Source organism: Arthrobacter sp. M71 S08 (assembly GCF_059089725.1).
This window is the reverse complement of the sequence record NZ_JBNHEY010000001.1, coordinates 348,538-365,673: the sequence shown is the minus strand read 5'-3', so window position 1 is coordinate 365,673 and position 17,136 is coordinate 348,538. Positions and strand designations below refer to the sequence as shown.

At 65.0% G+C, this 17,136-nt stretch carries 19 protein-coding genes; 12 read left to right on the top strand and 7 right to left on the bottom strand.

All coding sequences use genetic code 11. From position 1 onward, the window contains the following. Nucleotides 1-14: 14 nt before the first annotated feature. Nucleotides 15-569: a hypothetical protein gene (locus AC5RTB_RS01740; RefSeq protein ID WP_494059349.1), complete on the top strand. Its 555-nt coding sequence runs from the start codon at nt 15-17 to the stop codon at nt 567-569. On the opposite strand, the gene AC5RTB_RS01735 is transcribed toward AC5RTB_RS01740, so the two are convergent. Next, nucleotides 566-1,570 carry a threonine ammonia-lyase gene (locus AC5RTB_RS01735; protein WP_494059348.1) on the bottom strand — a complete coding sequence of 335 codons (1,005 nt, stop codon included), beginning with the start codon at nt 1,568-1,570 and terminating at the stop codon, nt 566-568. The two genes, AC5RTB_RS01740 and AC5RTB_RS01735, sit on opposite strands and share 4 nt — an antisense overlap. 17 nt (nt 1,571-1,587) lie before the next feature. Continuing rightward, nucleotides 1,588-2,367: an AEC family transporter gene (locus tag AC5RTB_RS01730; RefSeq protein WP_494059347.1), complete on the bottom strand. Its 780-nt coding sequence runs from the start codon at nt 2,365-2,367 to the stop codon at nt 1,588-1,590. Between the two features lie 123 nt (nt 2,368-2,490). Between AC5RTB_RS01730 and AC5RTB_RS01725 the strand changes: the two genes are divergently transcribed. Further along, nucleotides 2,491-2,622: a hypothetical protein gene (locus tag AC5RTB_RS01725; protein ID WP_494059346.1), complete on the top strand. Its 132-nt coding sequence runs from the start codon at nt 2,491-2,493 to the stop codon at nt 2,620-2,622. Nucleotides 2,623-3,115: 493 nt separating this feature from the next. Here AC5RTB_RS01725 and AC5RTB_RS01720 read toward each other — a convergent pair whose 3' ends face one another. Beyond that, nucleotides 3,116-4,654, bottom strand: a complete 1,539-nt coding sequence (locus AC5RTB_RS01720; protein WP_494059345.1) for a GntP family permease — start codon at nt 4,652-4,654, stop codon at nt 3,116-3,118. Nucleotides 4,655-4,853: 199 nt separating this feature from the next. Between AC5RTB_RS01720 and AC5RTB_RS01715 the strand changes: the two genes are divergently transcribed. Both AC5RTB_RS01715 and AC5RTB_RS01710 read left to right on the top strand, forming a co-directional pair. Next, on the top strand, nt 4,854-5,576 hold the full coding sequence (locus AC5RTB_RS01715) for a FadR/GntR family transcriptional regulator (protein ID WP_494059344.1): 723 nt from the start codon (nt 4,854-4,856) through the stop codon (nt 5,574-5,576). Further along, nucleotides 5,573-6,349, top strand: coding sequence for an SDR family NAD(P)-dependent oxidoreductase (locus AC5RTB_RS01710; RefSeq protein ID WP_494059343.1), 777 nt, complete (start codon nt 5,573-5,575; stop codon nt 6,347-6,349). Before AC5RTB_RS01715 ends, AC5RTB_RS01710 begins: the two co-directional genes overlap by 4 nt. A gap of 73 nt (nt 6,350-6,422) precedes the next feature. Here AC5RTB_RS01710 and AC5RTB_RS01705 read toward each other — a convergent pair whose 3' ends face one another. The 3 genes from AC5RTB_RS01705 to AC5RTB_RS01695 all read right to left on the bottom strand — a co-directional run bounded on the left by AC5RTB_RS01705 (nt 6,423) and on the right by AC5RTB_RS01695 (nt 8,447). After that, the gene (locus AC5RTB_RS01705) at nt 6,423-6,905 is read right to left on the bottom strand and encodes an HNH endonuclease (protein ID WP_494059342.1); all 483 of its coding nucleotides are present in this window, start codon (nt 6,903-6,905) and stop codon (nt 6,423-6,425) included. Between the two features lie 11 nt (nt 6,906-6,916). Further along, nucleotides 6,917-7,849, bottom strand: coding sequence for a DUF222 domain-containing protein (locus AC5RTB_RS01700; RefSeq protein ID WP_494059341.1), 933 nt, complete (start codon nt 7,847-7,849; stop codon nt 6,917-6,919). 121 nt (nt 7,850-7,970) lie between these two features. Further along, nucleotides 7,971-8,447: a MarR family winged helix-turn-helix transcriptional regulator gene (locus AC5RTB_RS01695; protein ID WP_494059340.1), complete on the bottom strand. Its 477-nt coding sequence runs from the start codon at nt 8,445-8,447 to the stop codon at nt 7,971-7,973. Nucleotides 8,448-8,535: 88 nt separating this feature from the next. On the opposite strand from AC5RTB_RS01695, the gene AC5RTB_RS01690 reads away from it, so the two are divergent. The 8 genes from AC5RTB_RS01690 to AC5RTB_RS01655 all read left to right on the top strand — a co-directional run bounded on the left by AC5RTB_RS01690 (nt 8,536) and on the right by AC5RTB_RS01655 (nt 16,401). Continuing rightward, nucleotides 8,536-9,111: an NADPH-dependent F420 reductase gene (locus tag AC5RTB_RS01690; RefSeq protein ID WP_494059339.1), complete on the top strand. Its 576-nt coding sequence runs from the start codon at nt 8,536-8,538 to the stop codon at nt 9,109-9,111. A gap of 85 nt (nt 9,112-9,196) precedes the next feature. Further along, a complete protein-coding gene (locus AC5RTB_RS01685; protein WP_494059338.1) occupies nt 9,197-9,631 on the top strand; it encodes a DoxX family protein in 435 nt (144 codons plus the stop codon). Between the two features lie 130 nt (nt 9,632-9,761). Continuing rightward, nucleotides 9,762-10,184, top strand: coding sequence for a hypothetical protein (locus AC5RTB_RS01680; RefSeq protein ID WP_494059337.1), 423 nt, complete (start codon nt 9,762-9,764; stop codon nt 10,182-10,184). A gap of 191 nt (nt 10,185-10,375) precedes the next feature. Continuing rightward, nucleotides 10,376-11,134: a LamB/YcsF family protein gene (locus AC5RTB_RS01675; protein ID WP_494059336.1), complete on the top strand. Its 759-nt coding sequence runs from the start codon at nt 10,376-10,378 to the stop codon at nt 11,132-11,134. Then, on the top strand, nt 11,131-12,726 hold the full coding sequence (locus AC5RTB_RS01670; protein WP_494059335.1) for a 5-oxoprolinase subunit B/C family protein: 1,596 nt from the start codon (nt 11,131-11,133) through the stop codon (nt 12,724-12,726). Before AC5RTB_RS01675 ends, AC5RTB_RS01670 begins: the two co-directional genes overlap by 4 nt. Nucleotides 12,727-12,728: 2 nt before the next feature. Beyond that, the gene (locus tag AC5RTB_RS01665) at nt 12,729-14,480 is read left to right on the top strand and encodes an acetyl/propionyl/methylcrotonyl-CoA carboxylase subunit alpha (RefSeq protein WP_494059334.1); all 1,752 of its coding nucleotides are present in this window, start codon (nt 12,729-12,731) and stop codon (nt 14,478-14,480) included. Next, a complete protein-coding gene (locus AC5RTB_RS01660) occupies nt 14,477-15,136 on the top strand; it encodes a GntR family transcriptional regulator (RefSeq protein WP_494059333.1) in 660 nt (219 codons plus the stop codon). The genes AC5RTB_RS01665 and AC5RTB_RS01660 overlap by 4 nt, the downstream gene beginning before the upstream one ends. Nucleotides 15,137-15,216: 80 nt before the next feature. Continuing rightward, nucleotides 15,217-16,401: an aminotransferase class V-fold PLP-dependent enzyme gene (locus AC5RTB_RS01655; RefSeq protein ID WP_494059332.1), complete on the top strand. Its 1,185-nt coding sequence runs from the start codon at nt 15,217-15,219 to the stop codon at nt 16,399-16,401. Here AC5RTB_RS01655 and egtC read toward each other — a convergent pair. Next, nucleotides 16,398-17,135: an ergothioneine biosynthesis protein EgtC gene (gene egtC, locus AC5RTB_RS01650; RefSeq protein ID WP_494059331.1), complete on the bottom strand. Its 738-nt coding sequence runs from the start codon at nt 17,133-17,135 to the stop codon at nt 16,398-16,400. The genes AC5RTB_RS01655 and egtC overlap by 4 nt on opposite strands. Nucleotide 17,136 lies beyond the last annotated feature (1 nt).

The window sequence follows — 17,136 nt, the reverse complement described above, 5'->3', positions numbered from 1 at the left end:
GAAAGGATCCGAAGATGACAGCCAATCCGAGAATCAAGCCCATAGAGCGGGCCACCAACCGGTCGTGGGATGAATGGCTCACGTTCCTGGACGCCGTCGGTGCGAAGGATCTGGACCACAAGGACATCGCACTGAGGGTGTATGAGGAGCTTGAGGGCACCGTGGACTCGGCCGGCTGGTGGGCCCAGTCCGTGGCGGTGGCTTACGAGCACCACATCGGACGGCGTATTCCGGGCCAGCGTTCAGACGGGACGTTCCAGCTGAGCGTCAGCAGGTCCACTTCCCTCGGCCTGGAGGAGCTCATGGCGCGGTGGGAGCAGTTTGCGTCGGCGAACGACGCAGTGCAGGAGCTCCTGGCCGAGACTCCACGGATCAGCGGAGGCGATCAACGGATCACCTGGCGGGCGAAGGCGGCGGATGGTTCTTCCGTCGTCGTCACGAGCGAGCTGAAGAGGAACGGTACCGCGTCGATCGTGGCAACACAGGTGGGGCTTCCCACTCCGGAAGCGAACGACGTCGCGCGCGAGCAGTGGGTGCGACTGCTCACCGATTTCCTCGAACGGCTCTAGCCGGCCTGCAGCACCTTCGCCAGAAGGACCGGATCCACCGATCCACCGGAGACGACGGCGGCGACTGTGCCGCCGTCGTTTTCGTTGGTGCCACTCGGCACGAGATCGTGCATCCACGCAGCGGTGGCGACAGCGCCGGATGGTTCGACCACGAGCCGGCCCGCGAGGGTGAGGTGGCGCATGGCTGCCAGGATCTGCTCTTCGGTGACGGTAATGACGTCGTCGACGTAGCGCTTCACGTGCTCCCACGGGTGCACTCCGAGGGCGGGCGTCCGCAGCCCGTCGGCGATCGTGCGGTAGGTCAATTGCTGTTCCCAGGTGATGCGGCGGCCTTCGCGGAAGCTCTGGGCGGCGTCGGCGGCCAGCTCAGGTTCGACGCCGATCACCCGCGTTTCGGGGTTGAGTGCCTTGACCGCCGTCGCGATGCCGGAAATGAGGCCGCCGCCGGAGATAGGGACGAGGACGGTGTCGACGTGGGGTAGTTGCTGCATGATCTCGAGGCCGACAGTCCCCTGTCCGGCGATGATGCGCGGATCGTCGTAGGGCGGGATGTGGATGTACCCGTGTTTGGCGACAAGTTCGTGGGCGCGGACGTCGCGCAGAGCGGATGGCACCACCTGGACTTCGGCGCCGAGCGCACGGACGGCGTCGATCTTGGTGTGCGGGGCTGCCTCCGGCATGACGATGACCGCCCGCAGGTTGAGGCGGTGTGCCACCCAGGCAACGGCTCGGGCGTGATTGCCGGAGGATTGAGCGACGATTCCGTGTTCGCGTGCCTGATCCAGTACCTGCGCGATGGTGTTGTAGGCGCCGCGCAGCTTGAAGGCGCTGGTGGGCTGGAGTGATTCGGCTTTGCAGTGGAGGATCCCGTCCGGACGCTGCGGGTGCGGGAGCTGAATGAGCGGTGTTCGCAGGACCAGATCGCTGATGCGTTCAGCGGCGGCTTCGATGTCGCTGAGGGTGACGAGTGTGGTCTCTGCGGCAGACTCCCGGGTTTCCATGGCTCGATCCTAGCGATCTACATCAGCACCGTCAGCGCGATGAGGATCCACGATGGCAGCACCACGCCTGAGATGACGGTTTGCGCTGCGGTGATCTGTGCCATGAGGGAGGCGTCGCCGCCCAGCCGTCGGGCGAAGACGTAGGAGCTTGTTGCAGTGGGTAGCGCCTGGAACACCACGCAGACCACGGCAGCGGGGCCGCTGAACCCGAGCAGGATGCACAGTCCCAGCGTCGCTGCCGGCACAGGAAGGAACCGCAGCAACAGTGCCGCAATTACGGGACGCAGGGACTCGCTTGGGAAGAATCGTCCGCGCAGTCCGGCGCCTACACAGAAGAGCCCGACCGGCAGAGCCGCTCCCCCGAGCAGTCCCAGAACCGCAGCCATGAGCTGTACGACGGCGGCTGGTACCGGAGCATCGAGCGCGTCGCTTACGCCTGGTGCGGAGCCGATGAGATTCGCGGCAAGTCCGGCCGCGCACGCGAGGATCAGCGGGTTTCCGAACACGGCGAGGACCAAGGCGGAGCCTCGGAGTTTGTGGTGTCCGTAATGCGCGAGGGCGATGGTGGACGCGAGGTTGCCGAACGGCACGAGGACGGCGTTGGCGAGTGCTGCGATGGCGATGCCGTCGGAGCCGAAGAGTGCGGCCGCCGTCGTTACGCCGATGTAGGTGTTGAAGCGGACAGTGCCCTGGAAAACGGACGTGAACGCAGGGCCATCGCTGCCTGTTGCTGGGCGGCGGGCAGCATAGGCGAGCAGGGTCGCGAACGTGGCGGAGGTTGCCAATACGAGAACCATTGGTCCGGGCTCAATCGATGCGAAGTCGGCTCCGGCGAGGCCGATTGCGAGCAGTGACGGCAGAAGTACGAAATAGGTCAGCTTTTCGAGCCCAGACCAAAACTCTGCACTCGGGATGAACTTGTGCCGGAAAATCGACCCCAGACCGATAAGAACGACGGCGCCGACAAGGGCTATGACAACGTCTATGTCGATGACGCCACGCCCGATCGTGGTGTCGCAGGAATGCCGTCAGTGGCGCTGATGCTCACGTGAGGAGCGTAGCAATCGCGGGTCGAATGGGTGCCCGGCGTAAGGCCTGGTGGACGGACCCGGTTGGAAGCACACACAAAAAATGCCCCCACACCATCGGTGTCAGGAGCATTCCTAGCTCACCTATCCCGTGCCTTCAAAAACGTCAACGGCAGTCCCGATGCAGCGAAGGATGCTTTGAGCACGGCCTGGATCACGGCACTTCGTGACCCTGCTCTGCCTGGGAAGAATGGCATCAGCCTCGCCGCGTTCGGCTCAGCAGCGACTCCACTGGTCAAGGCGAAGCATGAGTCGGTAAGAAAGCTCGTCGGTATGCAATTGGCCAAGTGGTGTCTTCTTCAAGCGGAGCAATCGGGCCTGAAGGCGATGGCTGTTCCCGAGAACCCATCCAACATCCGGCTTCGCTGGTACCGAGCCTTTCCTGAACAGCGAACCGCTCCCCGGAAGTGTCCCGGGGAGCGGTTCGATTCGAAGCGTCGGCGTACCTTCTAAGACCTCAGCCCAGGATCGCGTTCGCGATGAACAGGAGCGGAATCGACCCGGCCCAGACCGCCGTCGTAATACCGGACCAGCCCTTCAAGGCCGCCGTCCCATCCAGCCCGGCGAAGCGCGTGACTACCCAGAAGTAGGAGTCGTTGAAGTAGCTGAACACCATTGAACCGGCGGTGCAGGCCAGGGCGGCAACGACCGGGTCGATGCCGAGCGAGGTCACCAGCGGTGCCGTTACCGAAGCCGCCGTGATCATGGCAACCGTGCCTGAGCCCTGCGCAATCCGGACGAGCGTGGCGATGAGGAAGGGAACAAGGAACGCGGGCAACGGGGTTGCGGCGATAGCCTCTGCGAGGGCGTCGCCCACCCCGGAACTGCGAAGAACCTGACCAAGTGCGCCACCGGCGCCAGTGATAAGCAGGATGAGCCCAGCGGAAGCAGCAGCTTCTCCAAACCAGCCCTGTACCTTCGAGCGTGGTGTCCAACGCGGAAGCAGCATGTAGACCGCGAGGATGACGCCAATGACAAGCGCAACCACCGGGTTACCGATGAAGGCGAATGGCACGACCCACGCTGAGGGCTCGTACTCTCCCGTTCCAACCACACCCTGGTTGTTCTGGTCGATCGCGCCGGTGACCGTGTTCATGATGATAAGCAGCAGCGGAACGAGCAGCGGCAGGGAAGCGACGAACGCCCCGACTTTGTGCGGTTTGGCCCCTGCCGGCGGAGTGCCGAGATCAGCGTTGTCGACCTCGACAGACGATCCCTGGTGGACGTTTTCGGCGTCGGCGTCTCCGAGTGCGCCGTGGTCGTCTGTGCCTGCGCGGCCCGAACGGTCGTCGCCGTGGTCTACGACCGTAGTGCTCGTCCTGCCGACTGTCCGCGCGGTGGAGGATCCGTAGACCATTTCGCGGACGGTTTCATTCATACCGGGCTCGATCCTGGGTCCGATCCAGCGTGCATAGAAAACTACGATCGGCAGCAGGAGGACCGTGAAGACGAGGCCCGTCAGGATGAGAGCGCCCAGGTCAGCCTCGAGTATGCCCGCCACTGCGAGCGGTCCCGGGGTCGGTGGGACGAGGTGGTGGGTGAGCGTCATACCGCAGCCCAGAGCGAGCGCCAGCGTGATGTAGCCCGCGCGTTTCACCCTGGCAATCGAACGGGCCAGCGGGTTCATGATGACGTAACCGGAATCGCAGAAGACTGGGATGGACACAAGCGCACCGACGCTCCCCAGCGCCCAGGGCTCGCGTCCCTTCCCGAAGAGCTTCAGGAATGCCAGCGCCAAAGAATTGGCGGCACCTGAGACCTCGAGGATCTTGCCGATACCGACACCCAACCCAATGACTATGCCGATGGAGGCCAAAGTATTGCCGAATCCGGTTGTAATGGCCGAGACGATGTCCAACGGAGCCTGCCCCGCCACAATGCCCGTAACCAAGGCCGCAATGAGCAGGGCAACGAACGCATCAAGTCGCGTTCTCAGCACAAGAATGATGATCGTGGCGATTCCAAGAACCAGCGCCAGAAGTAGTTGTAGATCCACGTAGTACTCCTCGTCAGCTAAGCAAGCCTCGTTGCCTTCTTAGATCTGCACTTGCCCGCAAAATGCGTTGACGAGCAGTGTGCTGGATGTCACACTAGCACCGGACATATGACATCTGACAAGCTTTCGGCGAAGGAAATTTTGTACTGAGGATGGTGGTAGCGGCGTGCTTACTGCCGGTAAACGGGAGGTGTTCGCGATGCCACGCACTTCGCTGTCCGAGTCGGTGTTTGAGGACATCCTTGAGCGCGTTATCAGCGGAGTCTATGCACCCGGTGAGTCGCTACCCTCGGAAGGTGAACTGGCTGCTGCCTCGGATGTGAGTCGGCTGACTGTGCGGGAGGCCCTGAAGAAACTTCAGGCGCAGAACATCGTGCAGGTCAAGCGGGGTCTCGGAACATATGTGAATCCCAGTGCGCAATGGAGCGATCTGCAGGCCATCCTGAGATCTGCCTCCGCCGCCTCCTCCTCCCCCGACGTCTCGCTCCGGCTACTTGAAATCCGTCGCATGGTCGAGATTGGCGCCGCCGAGTTAGCGGCCGTGCATGCCACAGAAGAGGACTTCCGCCGTATGGAGTCTGCCAATGAGGCGTTGAGCCGTGCACACGAAGCGCGTGACCTCGACGCCGTTACCGCCGCGGATCTTGCCTTCCACGACGCCGTCTTCCGCGCCTCCGCCAACCCCTTCATTCCCGTGATTCTCGGCCCGCTGAGCAAGTTGCTTTACACGATGCGGCGGGAAACGTCGTCGTTCCTGGAAGTGCAACGGCACGCCATGACGCACCATGCGCTGGTACTTGATGCCATCCGCACCGGCGATCCGGAGGTGGCCGGCAAGGCCATGCAAGCCCACATCAACCAGACCTACGACGACTATGAACACTTCATCCACCACAACGATCAGCACCAGGAGCAAACGTGACCGAACCAGCAGCCTTCCCCTCCGACCGCACGGCCGTACTCACCGGCGCAGCGTCCGCCCGCGGCATCGGTCGGGCCACCGCGGATCGATTGGCCGGCGAGGGATGGCACATTGCGATCCTCGACATTGATGGCAGCGCTGCCGAAGAAGCAGCGGCGGATATCGCGCAGCGCCACGGCGTCAAGGCAATCGGTGTCGCGACCGATGTCTCCGATGAAGCATCCGTCGACGCGGCTATCAGCCGCGTCGAAGCCGAGCTGCCGCCCATCGTCGCTTTGGCCAACCTTGCGGGAATCAGTTCGCCCACTGAGTTCATGAAGGAGACGAAGGAAGCCTGGGAGCGCGTGTTTGCAGTGAACATGACCGGCACCTTCTTCGTCACGCAGCGTGTTCTGCACGGAATGATCGACCGGAAGCTGGGTCGGGTGGTAAGCATCTCGTCCATCTCGGCGCAGCGCGGCGGCGGCACGTACTCCAAGGTTGCCTACAGCGCCTCGAAGGCAGGAATCATCGGATTCACCCGCGCCCTCGCCCGGGAAATGGGTGAACACGGCATCACCGTCAACTGCATCGCGCCGGGCCCTGTCGACACCGACATCATGGGCGGCACGCTCACCGAGGAGCGGAAGCGGGAGATGTCGAAAGACATCCTGGTTGGCCGCGTGGGAACGGTGGACGAAATGGCCGCCCTCATCGCCTTCCTCGTCGGTCCCGACGCTGGTTTCATCACGGCCGCCACGTACGACATCAACGGGGGCCTACAGGTGTCCTGAACCAGCCCACGCCCCAGGAGAACCGGACCGGAAGTCAGCACGCCCGTCTCAGTACCGCTCGTCACGACCCCGATCAGAACGGCGGCGGCACCTGCGTATGGGGATGGGTATGCGCACGGGCATGGACTGGTTCGGGCACCGTGGTGTATGTCTTTCCCGCGAAGGATGTGGACTGCATAGTTCCCTCAACCGGCTGTCTGTGTTTCCAGAAGCCCAATGTCTTGAACATGTGGTGCTTCTTGCAGAAGGCCGCCAGGTTTCCCGCGCGTGTTTCTCCACCCTGGGACCAGGGTGTCGTGTGGTCGATCTCGCAACCCGCAGCCACTCGGTTACAGCCGGGATGACGACAGGTCTTGTCACGGACCCGAACCCAGTCCTGAAGGTCTTTGGGCGGCTTGTACCTTGTCCTACCGACCGACAGGACTGCTCCGGTTTCCGGATGAGTCAGCAACCGCGTGAACGACGGCGCGTGCCCGGCCAGCCTCCTGGCTGTTTCCGCATCGATTGGGCCGTAGCCGTCCAGCTCCGCAGGTTCCTCACCGCCGAGCAGGGTCATCACCGGCACGGTCACGAACACGCGTGCTGCAACGCCCCGATAACCCTCTGATACGGAGCGAAGGGTGAGGGACCTGAGGGCGAGGGCTCGGCACTGAACGACCCGGACGGAAGCGACGCTACTTGACCGCCCGCAATGCTCGTCGTCGGGTCCGTGCCACAGGTATGCGTCATCAGGTCAGAAAAAACATCTACACGCAGCTGGCTCAGTGTTCGTTGCTCGTCGGGGCATTGCAGAGCCCTGGCTGTCACATCGATACGGTGTGCAATCCCATAGGCCTCTTCAGCGGGCAGGTAAGCGCTCAACCAGGCCATGCCGTCACGGTCGGGCTCCACGGTGACGGCTCGCTCACGGACTTTCTTCTCCCGCCGCACGGCCAGCGACTGCGGGTGCAGGCGCTCACGCAGTCGGCGGGCACGGCTACTCAGCTTCGCAACCGTTGTTCGCTGTGCGATGCAGAGCAGCTTCTCTTCGAAGTCCGGAATGTCACTCTCAGGAACACCGCAGCACTCCTGGGAGACGGCTACAGCATGCCGACGCGAGATTCTCCCGAGCTGAAGCGCTTCCACGGTGGAGGGGAAGAAGTTCACCAGCAACTTCGACTGCTCAATGAGCTGCCCTGCCGAGCGGTCCGGAATTCGCAGCATCGCACCAATCTCGGCTGACGCGAGGCTCCCTCCATACTCCTCGGCGACGAGACCGCCATAGCCCTGCTCGACGATGGCCCCGACGGAAAGTTCCGAAATACGAGCCACCAGCTTGGCTTCCTGAGCATCCAGCCAAGCCCGCAACGAAGCAAGCTCCCCCAGACACTCGAGCGACGCCTCCAGATCCCGATTGACGACCGGGTGATGCGACAGCTGACCAGCCAACGGGCCCATGACGGAATCCGACGCCCACAGCGCCGTCTCCTCAGAAACCCAGGTTGAATGATTCCCCGCCATGAATACATTCGATCATCCGGGTCTGACATTTCTGCGGGCACGGCATCGAGCGACGGACACGGGCGTCGAGAGACAAGGCGAAGAATGGAGACGGAAGTTTCTCGCCGGCACCGGACACAAACTAGTCGGCCGAAGCGAACATCCGTCCCTCAGGGTCAAGTGTTTTGAGCAGCTGCGCTGCTATCGCGGACAGCTGCGATACCTGCTCGGGGGTGAGCTGATCAAACACCAGCCTTCGTACGTTCTCGACGTGACCCGGTGCGGACTTCACCACTTTGTCCCACCCTGCGCTGGTGAGCGTCACGTTCTTCGCGCGGCGGTCTTCACTGCACTCGCTACGCTCCACAAGCGACTTCTTCTCCAGCCCCGTCAGCACACGGGATATCCGCGGCAGCGTTGCATTAGTCATCGATGCCAGACTTGTGATGCGCAGGGTGCGCCCGGGAGCTTCAGACAACGACGCCAGCACGAAGTATTCGAAGTGTGTCAGGTCCTCATCGCGCACCAGCTGACCGTCCAGCGCTGCGGGCAGCAGCTCGAGCACGGCCGCTGTACGGATCCATGCTGTCTGTTCATCATCACTGAGCCAACGGGTCATATCCCTATTCTACGCAACAGTTGCAGCTATAACTAATTGCTGCTAGTTTGATTGTTGTACCTACAACCATCCTCTCAAAGGACCTCACATGACTTCGTTCACCATTTTCGGCAAGGGCAACATGGGCAGCGCCATTGCAGGCGTTGTTGCAGCAGGCGGCGCTTCCGTCGAACACATCGACTCTTCGAGTAACGGTGCCACCGTCAACGGCGACGTCGTAGTGCTCGCGGTCCCCTACCCCGCGCTAAGGGACATTGTCACGAAGTACGGTGAGCAATTGGCCGACAAGATCGTCGTCGATATCACCAACCCGCTGAACTTCGAAACGTTCGATTCGCTCGTTGTTGCTTCAGACAGCTCCGCCGCCGCCGAACTCGCGTCTGCTCTGCCGTCGTCGAAGGTCCTCAAGGCTTTCAACACCAACTTCGCCGCCACACTCGGTTCGAAGAGTGTCGGCCAGAACCAGACCACCGTGCTCATTGCCGGTGAGGACACCGATGCCAAGAACACCCTCGCCGAGGCCGTCAAGGCCGGCGGAGTGGACGCCGTCGACGCAGGCCCCTTGACCCGTGCACGTGAGCTGGAAGCCATCGGCTTCCAGCAGCTGACCCTTGCGGCCAGCGAGAAGATCCAGTGGACCAGCGGATTCGCTCTCGTCCGCTGATTACCCGCACGACGCCGGCGCACGCCTGAGCGCACAGCGGCGTCGCTCTTGCTTCCCCTGACTGACACACCCGAACGGAATACCCATGAACACCACCACCTTGACCACCATTGCCCGAACAATTCTTCGCGTCGTCGTCGGCTTCATTTTCGCCGCACATGGCTGGCAGAAGTACAACGAGTGGACCATCGCAGGCACCACCGCCGCCTTCGGTGACATGGGCATTCCCATGGCCGAAATCACCGCTCCCGCGATCGCCACCCTTGAGTTGGTAGGCGGGATTGCGCTGATCCTCGGCCTTCTCACCCGTCCGGTCGCCGCACTGCTGACCCTCGACATGCTGGGCGCCCTGGTTCTGGTCCACCTTCCTGCCGGTATCTTCGTTGCCAACGGCGGCTACGAGCTCGTACTGCTGCTCGGTGCTGCGTCGCTTGCCCTCGCACTGGTCGGCCCGGGCCGCGCTTCTGTCGACCACGTGCTGTTCGGCCTCCGAAATTCCAAGGTGAGCGTACTCGCGTAAGAGTCAAGGGCCTGAACGAGGGAGGGGAACCTGCGAAGGTTTCCTCCCTCGACGATTTTCACCACCGCGCCGAGCATGAGTCCTGGCCGACGCAGCCAATACCCCGCTCTGCCTGCGACATCCGGAGCGGGTGCGGAGCTTCCTATCCCTCGCGGTCCCGCACCACTACATGCAGTTCAGCGCCCGGATGATTCCCTCCATGCGCCGCGCCTGGTATCAGCTGCCGATCGTGACGCCGGGGATCAACAGGCGGGTGCTGAGCAAGGGAAAGCAATCACTGCCGCGGCTTCTCCTCCGCGCCTACGCCTCCAACTCCGCACCCTGGGACGACGCCGACATCGAGTTCTTCCTCGCACCTCTCCGCAACCGGGACCGGGCTCGTGCGGCACCGAAACTGTACCGGCACTTCATTCAGCCGGAGGCCAAGGCCATCATGACCGGCGCCTACCGGAATCAACGGTTACCACGCCCACGCATTTACTGGTGGGTGCCGACGATCCGGTGGCAAAGGCCGAGTTCCTCGGCGGCTGGGAAGGCTTCGCCGATGACATAACAATCGAAACCGTCGACGGCGCGGGCCCACTGGATCGCTGATGAGAGTCCGGACGTCGTGGTGCAGCGAGCGCGGGACCTTTTTGCCAGATCCTGACCAGGCGCCGCAGATTGGCGTTCCAGCCACATTGTTGAACAATCCTTGATCCTCGTGCATGCTGAAGGGACCACATAGATGAGACGAGGATCACTATGGCTTTCATCGACCTCAACAGCGACGTCGGCGAGTCCTTCGGCAACTGGACCATGGGCGACGACGCCGCAATCTTCCGCTCGGTTTCCAGCGCCAATGTGGCGTGCGGCTTCCACGCCGGTGATCCGTCCACTATCGCCCAGACCTGCCGCGACGCTGTTGCTGCCGGCGTCACCATCGGCGCCCACGTGGGCTACCGGGACCTCGCCGGTTTCGGACGCCGCTTCATCGACTGCTCCCCCACAGAACTGGCCGACGACGTCCTTTACCAAATCGGCGCACTCGACGCGATTGCCCGCGCAGCCGGCGGCACCATCCGCTACGTCAAGCCGCACGGCGCCCTCTACAACACCATCGTCACCCACGAGATCCAGGCGAAGGCAGTGGTCGACGCCGTCAAGGCTTTCGGCGGTGACCTCCCCATGCTGCTCCTGCCGGGCTCAGTCGCGCTCCAAAAAGCCGAAGCCGCCGGACTCCGCGGGGTGTCGGAAGCCTTCGCCGACCGCGCCTACAACCCCGACGGAACCCTGGTCTCCCGCCGCGAGCCCGACGCCGTCCTCCACGATGAGGACGCCGTCGCCGCCAACATGGTCCGCCTTGCCACCGAAGGTACGATCGTCGCCCGCGACGGTTCCACCATCAAGACCAACGCCGAAAGCATCTGCCTCCACGGCGACACCGACGGCGCGGTAGCGATGGCCGCCGCCGTCCGCCGAGAACTTGAAGCGGCCGGCGTCGGTATCCGGAGCTTCGTGTGAGCTCTGGCGTCCCCCAGGAAAGCATCAGATGGGCCGGGCCGCGCGCCCTGCTGATCGAGCTTGAGTCCCTCGAATCCGTCCTCGCCGTGCACGCACACCTGGTGGAGCACCCGCTCGCCGGACAGGTGGACGTGCTTGCTGCAGCGCGGACGGTCCTGGCCGTCTTCGACTCGCGCGCCCACGCCCGAGCGGCGCGCGCCGCCGTCACCGCTCTCGACACGACCCCGGCCGTAGACGGGCTTGCATCCGGTGCCCCGGTGCGGATCGAGGTGGTGTACGACGGCGATGACCTCACCGAAGTCGGCCGCCTCACCGGCCTCGGACCCGACGCGGTCATCGAAGCCCACACCAACCAGCTATGGACGGCAGCGTTCGGCGGTTTCGCCCCCGGGTTCGCCTACCTGGTCGGCGAGAACGAGTCCCTCAACGTGCCCCGCCGCGACACACCGCGCACAGCCGTGCCCGCCGGATCGGTGGCGCTGGCGGGCAACTTCTCGGCCGTCTACCCGCGGCACTCCCCCGGCGGTTGGCAACTGATCGGCCGCACCGCAGCGCGGATGTGGGACCTGGATCGCGAGCAGCCCGCCCTGCTGCGTCCCGGCACCACGGTTCAGTACGTGGCGGTGCGCGAGCTGATCGAGCTCAACGAAGAAAAGCACGACGACGGCATTCCCCACCTTGCGGTTGGGTCACCATTCATTGAGGTCCTCATCCCGGGACCGCAGTCCACCATCCAGGACTTCGGACGGCCCGGGCTCGGTGACCTCGGCGTTTCCGCCTCCGGCGCCGTTGATACCGCGAGCGCCCGGCAGGCCAACCGACTGGTCGGCAATGAGCCGGGCGACGCCGTCGTCGAAAGCGTGCTCGGCGCACTCGCCGTGCGGGCTCACGGTGAGCTGACGGCCGCTCTCGCGGGCGCCCCGGTAACGGCCGAGATCCGCAGCGAAGAGGGCAACAGGCCCGCCCCGATGTACGCGCCCTTCGCCCTGCACGGCGGCGAGAGCCTCCACCTCGATGTGCCCGACGCCGGACTGCGCACCTACCTCGCGGTGCGCGGGGGAATCGGTATTCCCGCGGTGCTCGGCAGCCGCGCGACCGACCTGATGTCCGGAATTGGCCCTGCCGTCCTTGAGCAGGGCACGGTGTTGCCCGTCGGCGAGGTAGAGCGCGGCCACATTGTCGGCACGCCCGAACCCTCGACGCTGCCGAACGAACTCCTCCAGGCAGGCAACGAGCCGGTGCAACTGCGGATCACCGCCGGCCCGCGCCAGGACTGGTTCACACCCGAATCCCAGGCAGCACTCACCCAACAGGTCTGGAAGGTCACGGCCGAGTCCAACCGCATCGGCGTCCGCCTCGCAGTCCACGTAGGCAAGCCCCTCGAACGCGCGGTCTCCGACGAACTGCCCAGCGAAGGTGTGGTGGCGGGATCACTGCAGGTGCCGCCGTCGGGCCTTCCCGTCCTGTTCCTGACCGACCATCCGGTGACCGGCGGGTATCCGGTGATCGGCGTCGTCGTGCCCGAGGATCTCCCCATCGCCGCGCAGCTGCCGCCCGGTACCACCGTGCGTTTCACCGAAATGGAGCCCTAGCCATGAAGAAGGTCCTGATCGCCAACCGCGGCGAAATCGCCGTCCGGATCGCCCGCGCGTGCGCCGATGCCGAGTTGGTTTCCGTTGCGGTGTACTCCGATCCTGACGCCGATGCGCTCCACGTCCGCCTCAGCGACGAGGCCTACGCGCTCGGCGGCTCCGCAAGCGCGGACACGTACCTCAATATCCCGAAGCTGCTCGACGTCGCTGCGCGTGCCGGCGCGGACGCCGTCCACCCCGGCTACGGTTTCCTCTCCGAGAACGCCGACTTTGCGCAGGCAGTGCTCGACGCCGGACTCACCTGGATCGGCCCGTCGCCGGACGCGATCCGCTGCCTGGGAAACAAGGTCACCGCCCGCGAGATCGCGGTCCGCGCCGGGGCCCCGCTGGTCCACGGGTCCGATGGCCCGGTTGCTGATGCCGACGAGGTCCGCGCGTTCGCCGGGAAGCACGGCGTCCCGGTGGCTATCAAGGCCGCATTCGGCGGCGGCGGTCGCGGGCTGAAGATCGCGCACCGCCTCGAGGACATCGACGATGCCTTCGGCTCCGCGGTACGCGAGGCGACCATGGCGTTCGGTCGCGGCGAGTGCTTCGTCGAGCGTTTCCTCGACAAGCCGCGGCACGTTGAGGCGCAGGTGTTGGCGGACACCCACGGGAACGTCGTGGTGGTCGGCACCCGGGACTGTTCGCTGCAGCGGCGCAACCAGAAGCTCGTGGAGGAGGCGCCCGCGCCGTTCCTGACCGATGAGCAGCGCACCCGCATCCACGAGTCCGCGCGCGCGATCTGCCGCGAGGCCGGGTACACCGGTGCGGGCACGGTCGAGTATCTGGTGGCGCCCGACGGCGTAATCTCCTTCCTCGAGGTCAACACGCGCCTGCAGGTGGAGCATCCGGTGACCGAGGAGACCTCGGGCGTCGACCTGGTCCGCGAGCAGTTCCGCATCGCCGCCGGGCTGCCGGTGTCCATCACCGAGGACCCCGCGCCACACGGCCACGCCATCGAGTTCCGGCTCAACGCCGAAGACGCCGGCCGTGGTTTCCTGCCCTCTCCCGGGCCGGTCGACGTGTTCGAAGCGCCCACCGGGGCCGGGATCCGCGTCGACACCGGCGTCCGTTCAGGGTCGAGTGTGCCCGCCGAGTACGACTCCCTGGTGGCCAAGCTGATCGTCCACGGCGAGGACCGCGCACAGGCACTGCGCCGCGCCCGCACCGCCCTCGACGAGCTGCGGATCGAAGGCGTACCCACCGTTGTCCCGTTCCACCGCGCAGTCGTGCGGGACCCGGACTTCACGCAGACCGACCGGCTCGGTGTCTACACGACGTGGATCGAGTCCGAGTTCTCCGAGCGCCTCGCAGCCTCTCTCAAGAGCGGACTCACCGGTCCCGTCGCCCGCCGGGAAACACTCACCGTGGAGATTGACGGCAAGGCTGTCCAGCTCGGGCTGCCAGGCCCGGTGTTCGCGGCCTTGATGAGCGGAGGAGGTGCCGCCGCCGTGCCCTCGTCCGTCACGGAAACACAAGATGACGACGGCGCCGTCACCGCTCCGATGGGCGGCAATCTCGTGAAATGGCTGGCCGACGACGGTGCCCAGGTGGCAGCCGACCAGCCCGTCGCCGTGCTGGAGGCGATGAAGATGGAGACCGTGGTGTCCGCTTCGTCCGCCGGCACCTTCCGGCGCGGTGGGCAGGAGGCCGGTGCCGCCGTCGTACGCGGTGAAGTGCTGGGCACAGTGGAGAGTGCGGTGCACTCGTGAGCTCCGAGGTAGCGCGGGCGGCTGAGCACGCGCATACGACGGCGTGGATCGCGTCAGTGCTGCGGGCACGGATTGCCTCAGGCCAGCTGACGCCTGGTTCGAAGCTTTCCGAGCAAGCGCTCGCGGAGTCGCTGGGTGTCTCCCGGAATACGCTGCGGCAGGCGTTCACCACATTGGAAAGCGAATCGGTCGTGACGCGGATTCCGAACCGGGGCGTCTTCGTGGCATCCCCCAGTGAGGAGGAAGTGCGCGAGATCTACAGGGTCCGGCGGACAATCGAGCCTGCGGCGGTGCTGTGGTCTGAGCCCTCAGCGGAGGAACTCGACGCGATGGAAGCCATCATCCGGCGGGCAGAAGCCGCGCGGGACACCGGATCGGTCGCCGACATGGCCAACGCGAACCAGGCCTTCCACGAGGCGGTGGTGGGGCTGACCAAGAGCGAAACGCTACAGGAGCTCATGGGCCGTGTGCTCGCGGAGATGCGGCTCGTGTTCCACGCCATGGCTTCCGCGCCGGACTTCCATACGCACTACGTGGACCGCAACGCACAGCTCGTGACGCGGCTTCGCGCGGGGGAGAATGAAAAGGCCGCTGCCGAGCTGCGCGCCTACCTCGATGCAGCCGAAGCTGAGCTGCTGGGGCACCTCGAAGAGTAACCCGGAATTTTGCGCACTTCCGGCGACTTCAACCAGCCGCGAGCCACCGGAAGTGCGCAAAGTTTTGGCAGGATGGGTCAATGCCCCTCGATGTCGACCAGCTGCGTGCAGACACCCGCGGTGCCGAACGCGTCACTCACCTGAATAACGCCGGCAGCTCCCTGATGCCGCGGCCGGTGGCAGACACCGTCGTCGCGCATCTGCGGCGCGAGGAGGAAACCGGCGGCTATGAGGCGGCGGCGGAAGCGTCCGACCGCAGCGAGCGGGTGTACGACTCCCTCGCGCGGCTCGTCGGAGTGGATCCCAACCAGATAGCTCTGATGGAAAGCGGGTCCAGCGCCTGGACCCATGCAGTGTCCGTACTCCCTTTGGCAGGGCCCAGAATTCTGCTCGGCCGGACCGAATATGCGGGCAACGTAGCAATCTTGCGCGAACTGGCACGCCGGCGCGGACTCCAGCTGGTGATCCTTGACGACGACGACGGCGGCCGGGTGAGCGTGGACCACCTCCAGCAGGAGCTGGACCGGGACGACGTCGGACTGGTGGCACTGACACACGTTCCGATGGCGGGCGGGCTGGTGAATGACGCCGCTGGAGTGGGCCGGCTGTGCCGGAAGGCCGGGGTGCCGTTTGTCCTGGATGCCTGCCAGTCTGTGGGCCAGCTGCCGCTGGACGTGCGTGAACTGCAGTGCGACATCCTCGTCGGCACCGGCCGGAAATTCCTTCGCGGCCCGCGCGGGAGTGCGTTCGTCTACCTCGATGGGGCCATGCTGGAGAAGGCCGCCCCTGCACTGCGCGACCGTCGCCCCCTCTTCCCACAGCTCGACGACGGCCGGCCGTCCGCGCGGCTGCTCGAAAGTCGGGAAGCGAGCATAGCCACCAGGCTGGGCCTCGGGCGGGCGGCGGACTACGCACTGGAGTTGGGGATGGAAGACATTCGGAACCGCATCCAGTCCCTGGCGGACGGGATGCGCGGGCAGTTGGCGGAGGTTCCCGGCGTCGGACTGCATGGTGGTGAACAGACCGGAATTGTTACGTTCTCCGTGCATGGAATGACAGCCGAGCAGGTCAAGGACCACCTCAGAGTGCACGCCATCAACGTCTCGACAGTGCCGCTTCCGCCCGCCACGCCCGACTCCGTTCTCCAGGAAACCCTGCTGGACGCGCCGACAGCCGTCCGGGCGTCAGTGCACTGCTACAACACCGCAGCGGAGATTGATCGGCTGGTTGCAGCGATCCGCAAGCTGATCAGCGCCTCAGGCTAAGCGATGGGCCGCACCTCAACACCGTCCGCTGTCGCGATAAGCACCGAGTTATCCGGAACGCTGTGCCAGCCCGGACGATCGTCGGACGGCTCGCTGGCCACGAAAACCCCTTCCGGACCGGAGCGCCAGTACAGCGAGTCCCCCACAACCGTAGCCGTGATGGTTTTGCCGTCCGTCAGCAGCAGGTTCAGACGCGCGTCGGCATGCTCCAACACTGTCCGGGCGCTGCCGGCGAGCGCCTCACCCGGCCTCTGTCCGGCCGCAAGGAACTCCAGCACCAGCGCCCAGACCAAAGCTGAATCGACATGCGCCTCCATGGTCAGCAGACGGGACGCGGGAATCGCGTCAACGATCCTTTCCACGGATGCGGGCCAACCGTCGATCCGCCCGTTATGGCTGAAGAGCCACGTGCCGTCGGCATAGGGAGCCGACGCCGATTCGTCCTGGGTGGTGCCCACGGTGGCGGACCGCACCGCGGCGAGCGCCGCCGTCGTCGTCGTTACCCGGGCGACGTCCGCGAAAGAAGGATCGGCCCACATCGGTACTGCGCGGCGGTAGCGCGCAGGTTTGGGGTCGCCGTCCGCGTACCAGCCGACACCGAACCCGTCAGCGTTGACGGTGCCGTACTGCTGGAACCGCGGCGCCCAGGACTGCTTCAACAGGCCGTGCTCAGGCGCGAGCAAAAGCGTGGCGAGCGAGGTGGGCGGCCCCAGAAAGGCCAAATGCCGGCACATG

Coding starts and splice junctions, on each gene's coding strand:
- AC5RTB_RS01740 (WP_494059349.1), top strand. CDS start 15: ATGACAGCCAATCCGAGAATCAAGCCCATAGAGCGGGCCACCAACCGG.
- AC5RTB_RS01735 (WP_494059348.1), bottom strand. CDS start 1,570: ATGGAAACCCGGGAGTCTGCCGCAGAGACCACACTCGTCACCCTCAGC.
- AC5RTB_RS01730 (WP_494059347.1), bottom strand. CDS start 2,367: ATGGTTCTCGTATTGGCAACCTCCGCCACGTTCGCGACCCTGCTCGCC.
- AC5RTB_RS01715 (WP_494059344.1), top strand. CDS start 4,854: ATGCCACGCACTTCGCTGTCCGAGTCGGTGTTTGAGGACATCCTTGAG.
- AC5RTB_RS01705 (WP_494059342.1), bottom strand. CDS start 6,905: ATGACCCTGCTCGGCGGTGAGGAACCTGCGGAGCTGGACGGCTACGGC.
- AC5RTB_RS01700 (WP_494059341.1), bottom strand. CDS start 7,849: ATGGCGGGGAATCATTCAACCTGGGTTTCTGAGGAGACGGCGCTGTGG.
- AC5RTB_RS01695 (WP_494059340.1), bottom strand. CDS start 8,447: ATGACCCGTTGGCTCAGTGATGATGAACAGACAGCATGGATCCGTACA.
- AC5RTB_RS01690 (WP_494059339.1), top strand. CDS start 8,536: ATGACTTCGTTCACCATTTTCGGCAAGGGCAACATGGGCAGCGCCATT.
- AC5RTB_RS01685 (WP_494059338.1), top strand. CDS start 9,197: ATGAACACCACCACCTTGACCACCATTGCCCGAACAATTCTTCGCGTC.
- AC5RTB_RS01675 (WP_494059336.1), top strand. CDS start 10,376: ATGGCTTTCATCGACCTCAACAGCGACGTCGGCGAGTCCTTCGGCAAC.
- AC5RTB_RS01665 (WP_494059334.1), top strand. CDS start 12,729: ATGAAGAAGGTCCTGATCGCCAACCGCGGCGAAATCGCCGTCCGGATC.
- AC5RTB_RS01655 (WP_494059332.1), top strand. CDS start 15,217: ATGCCCCTCGATGTCGACCAGCTGCGTGCAGACACCCGCGGTGCCGAA.
- egtC (WP_494059331.1), bottom strand. CDS start 17,135: ATGTGCCGGCATTTGGCCTTTCTGGGGCCGCCCACCTCGCTCGCCACG.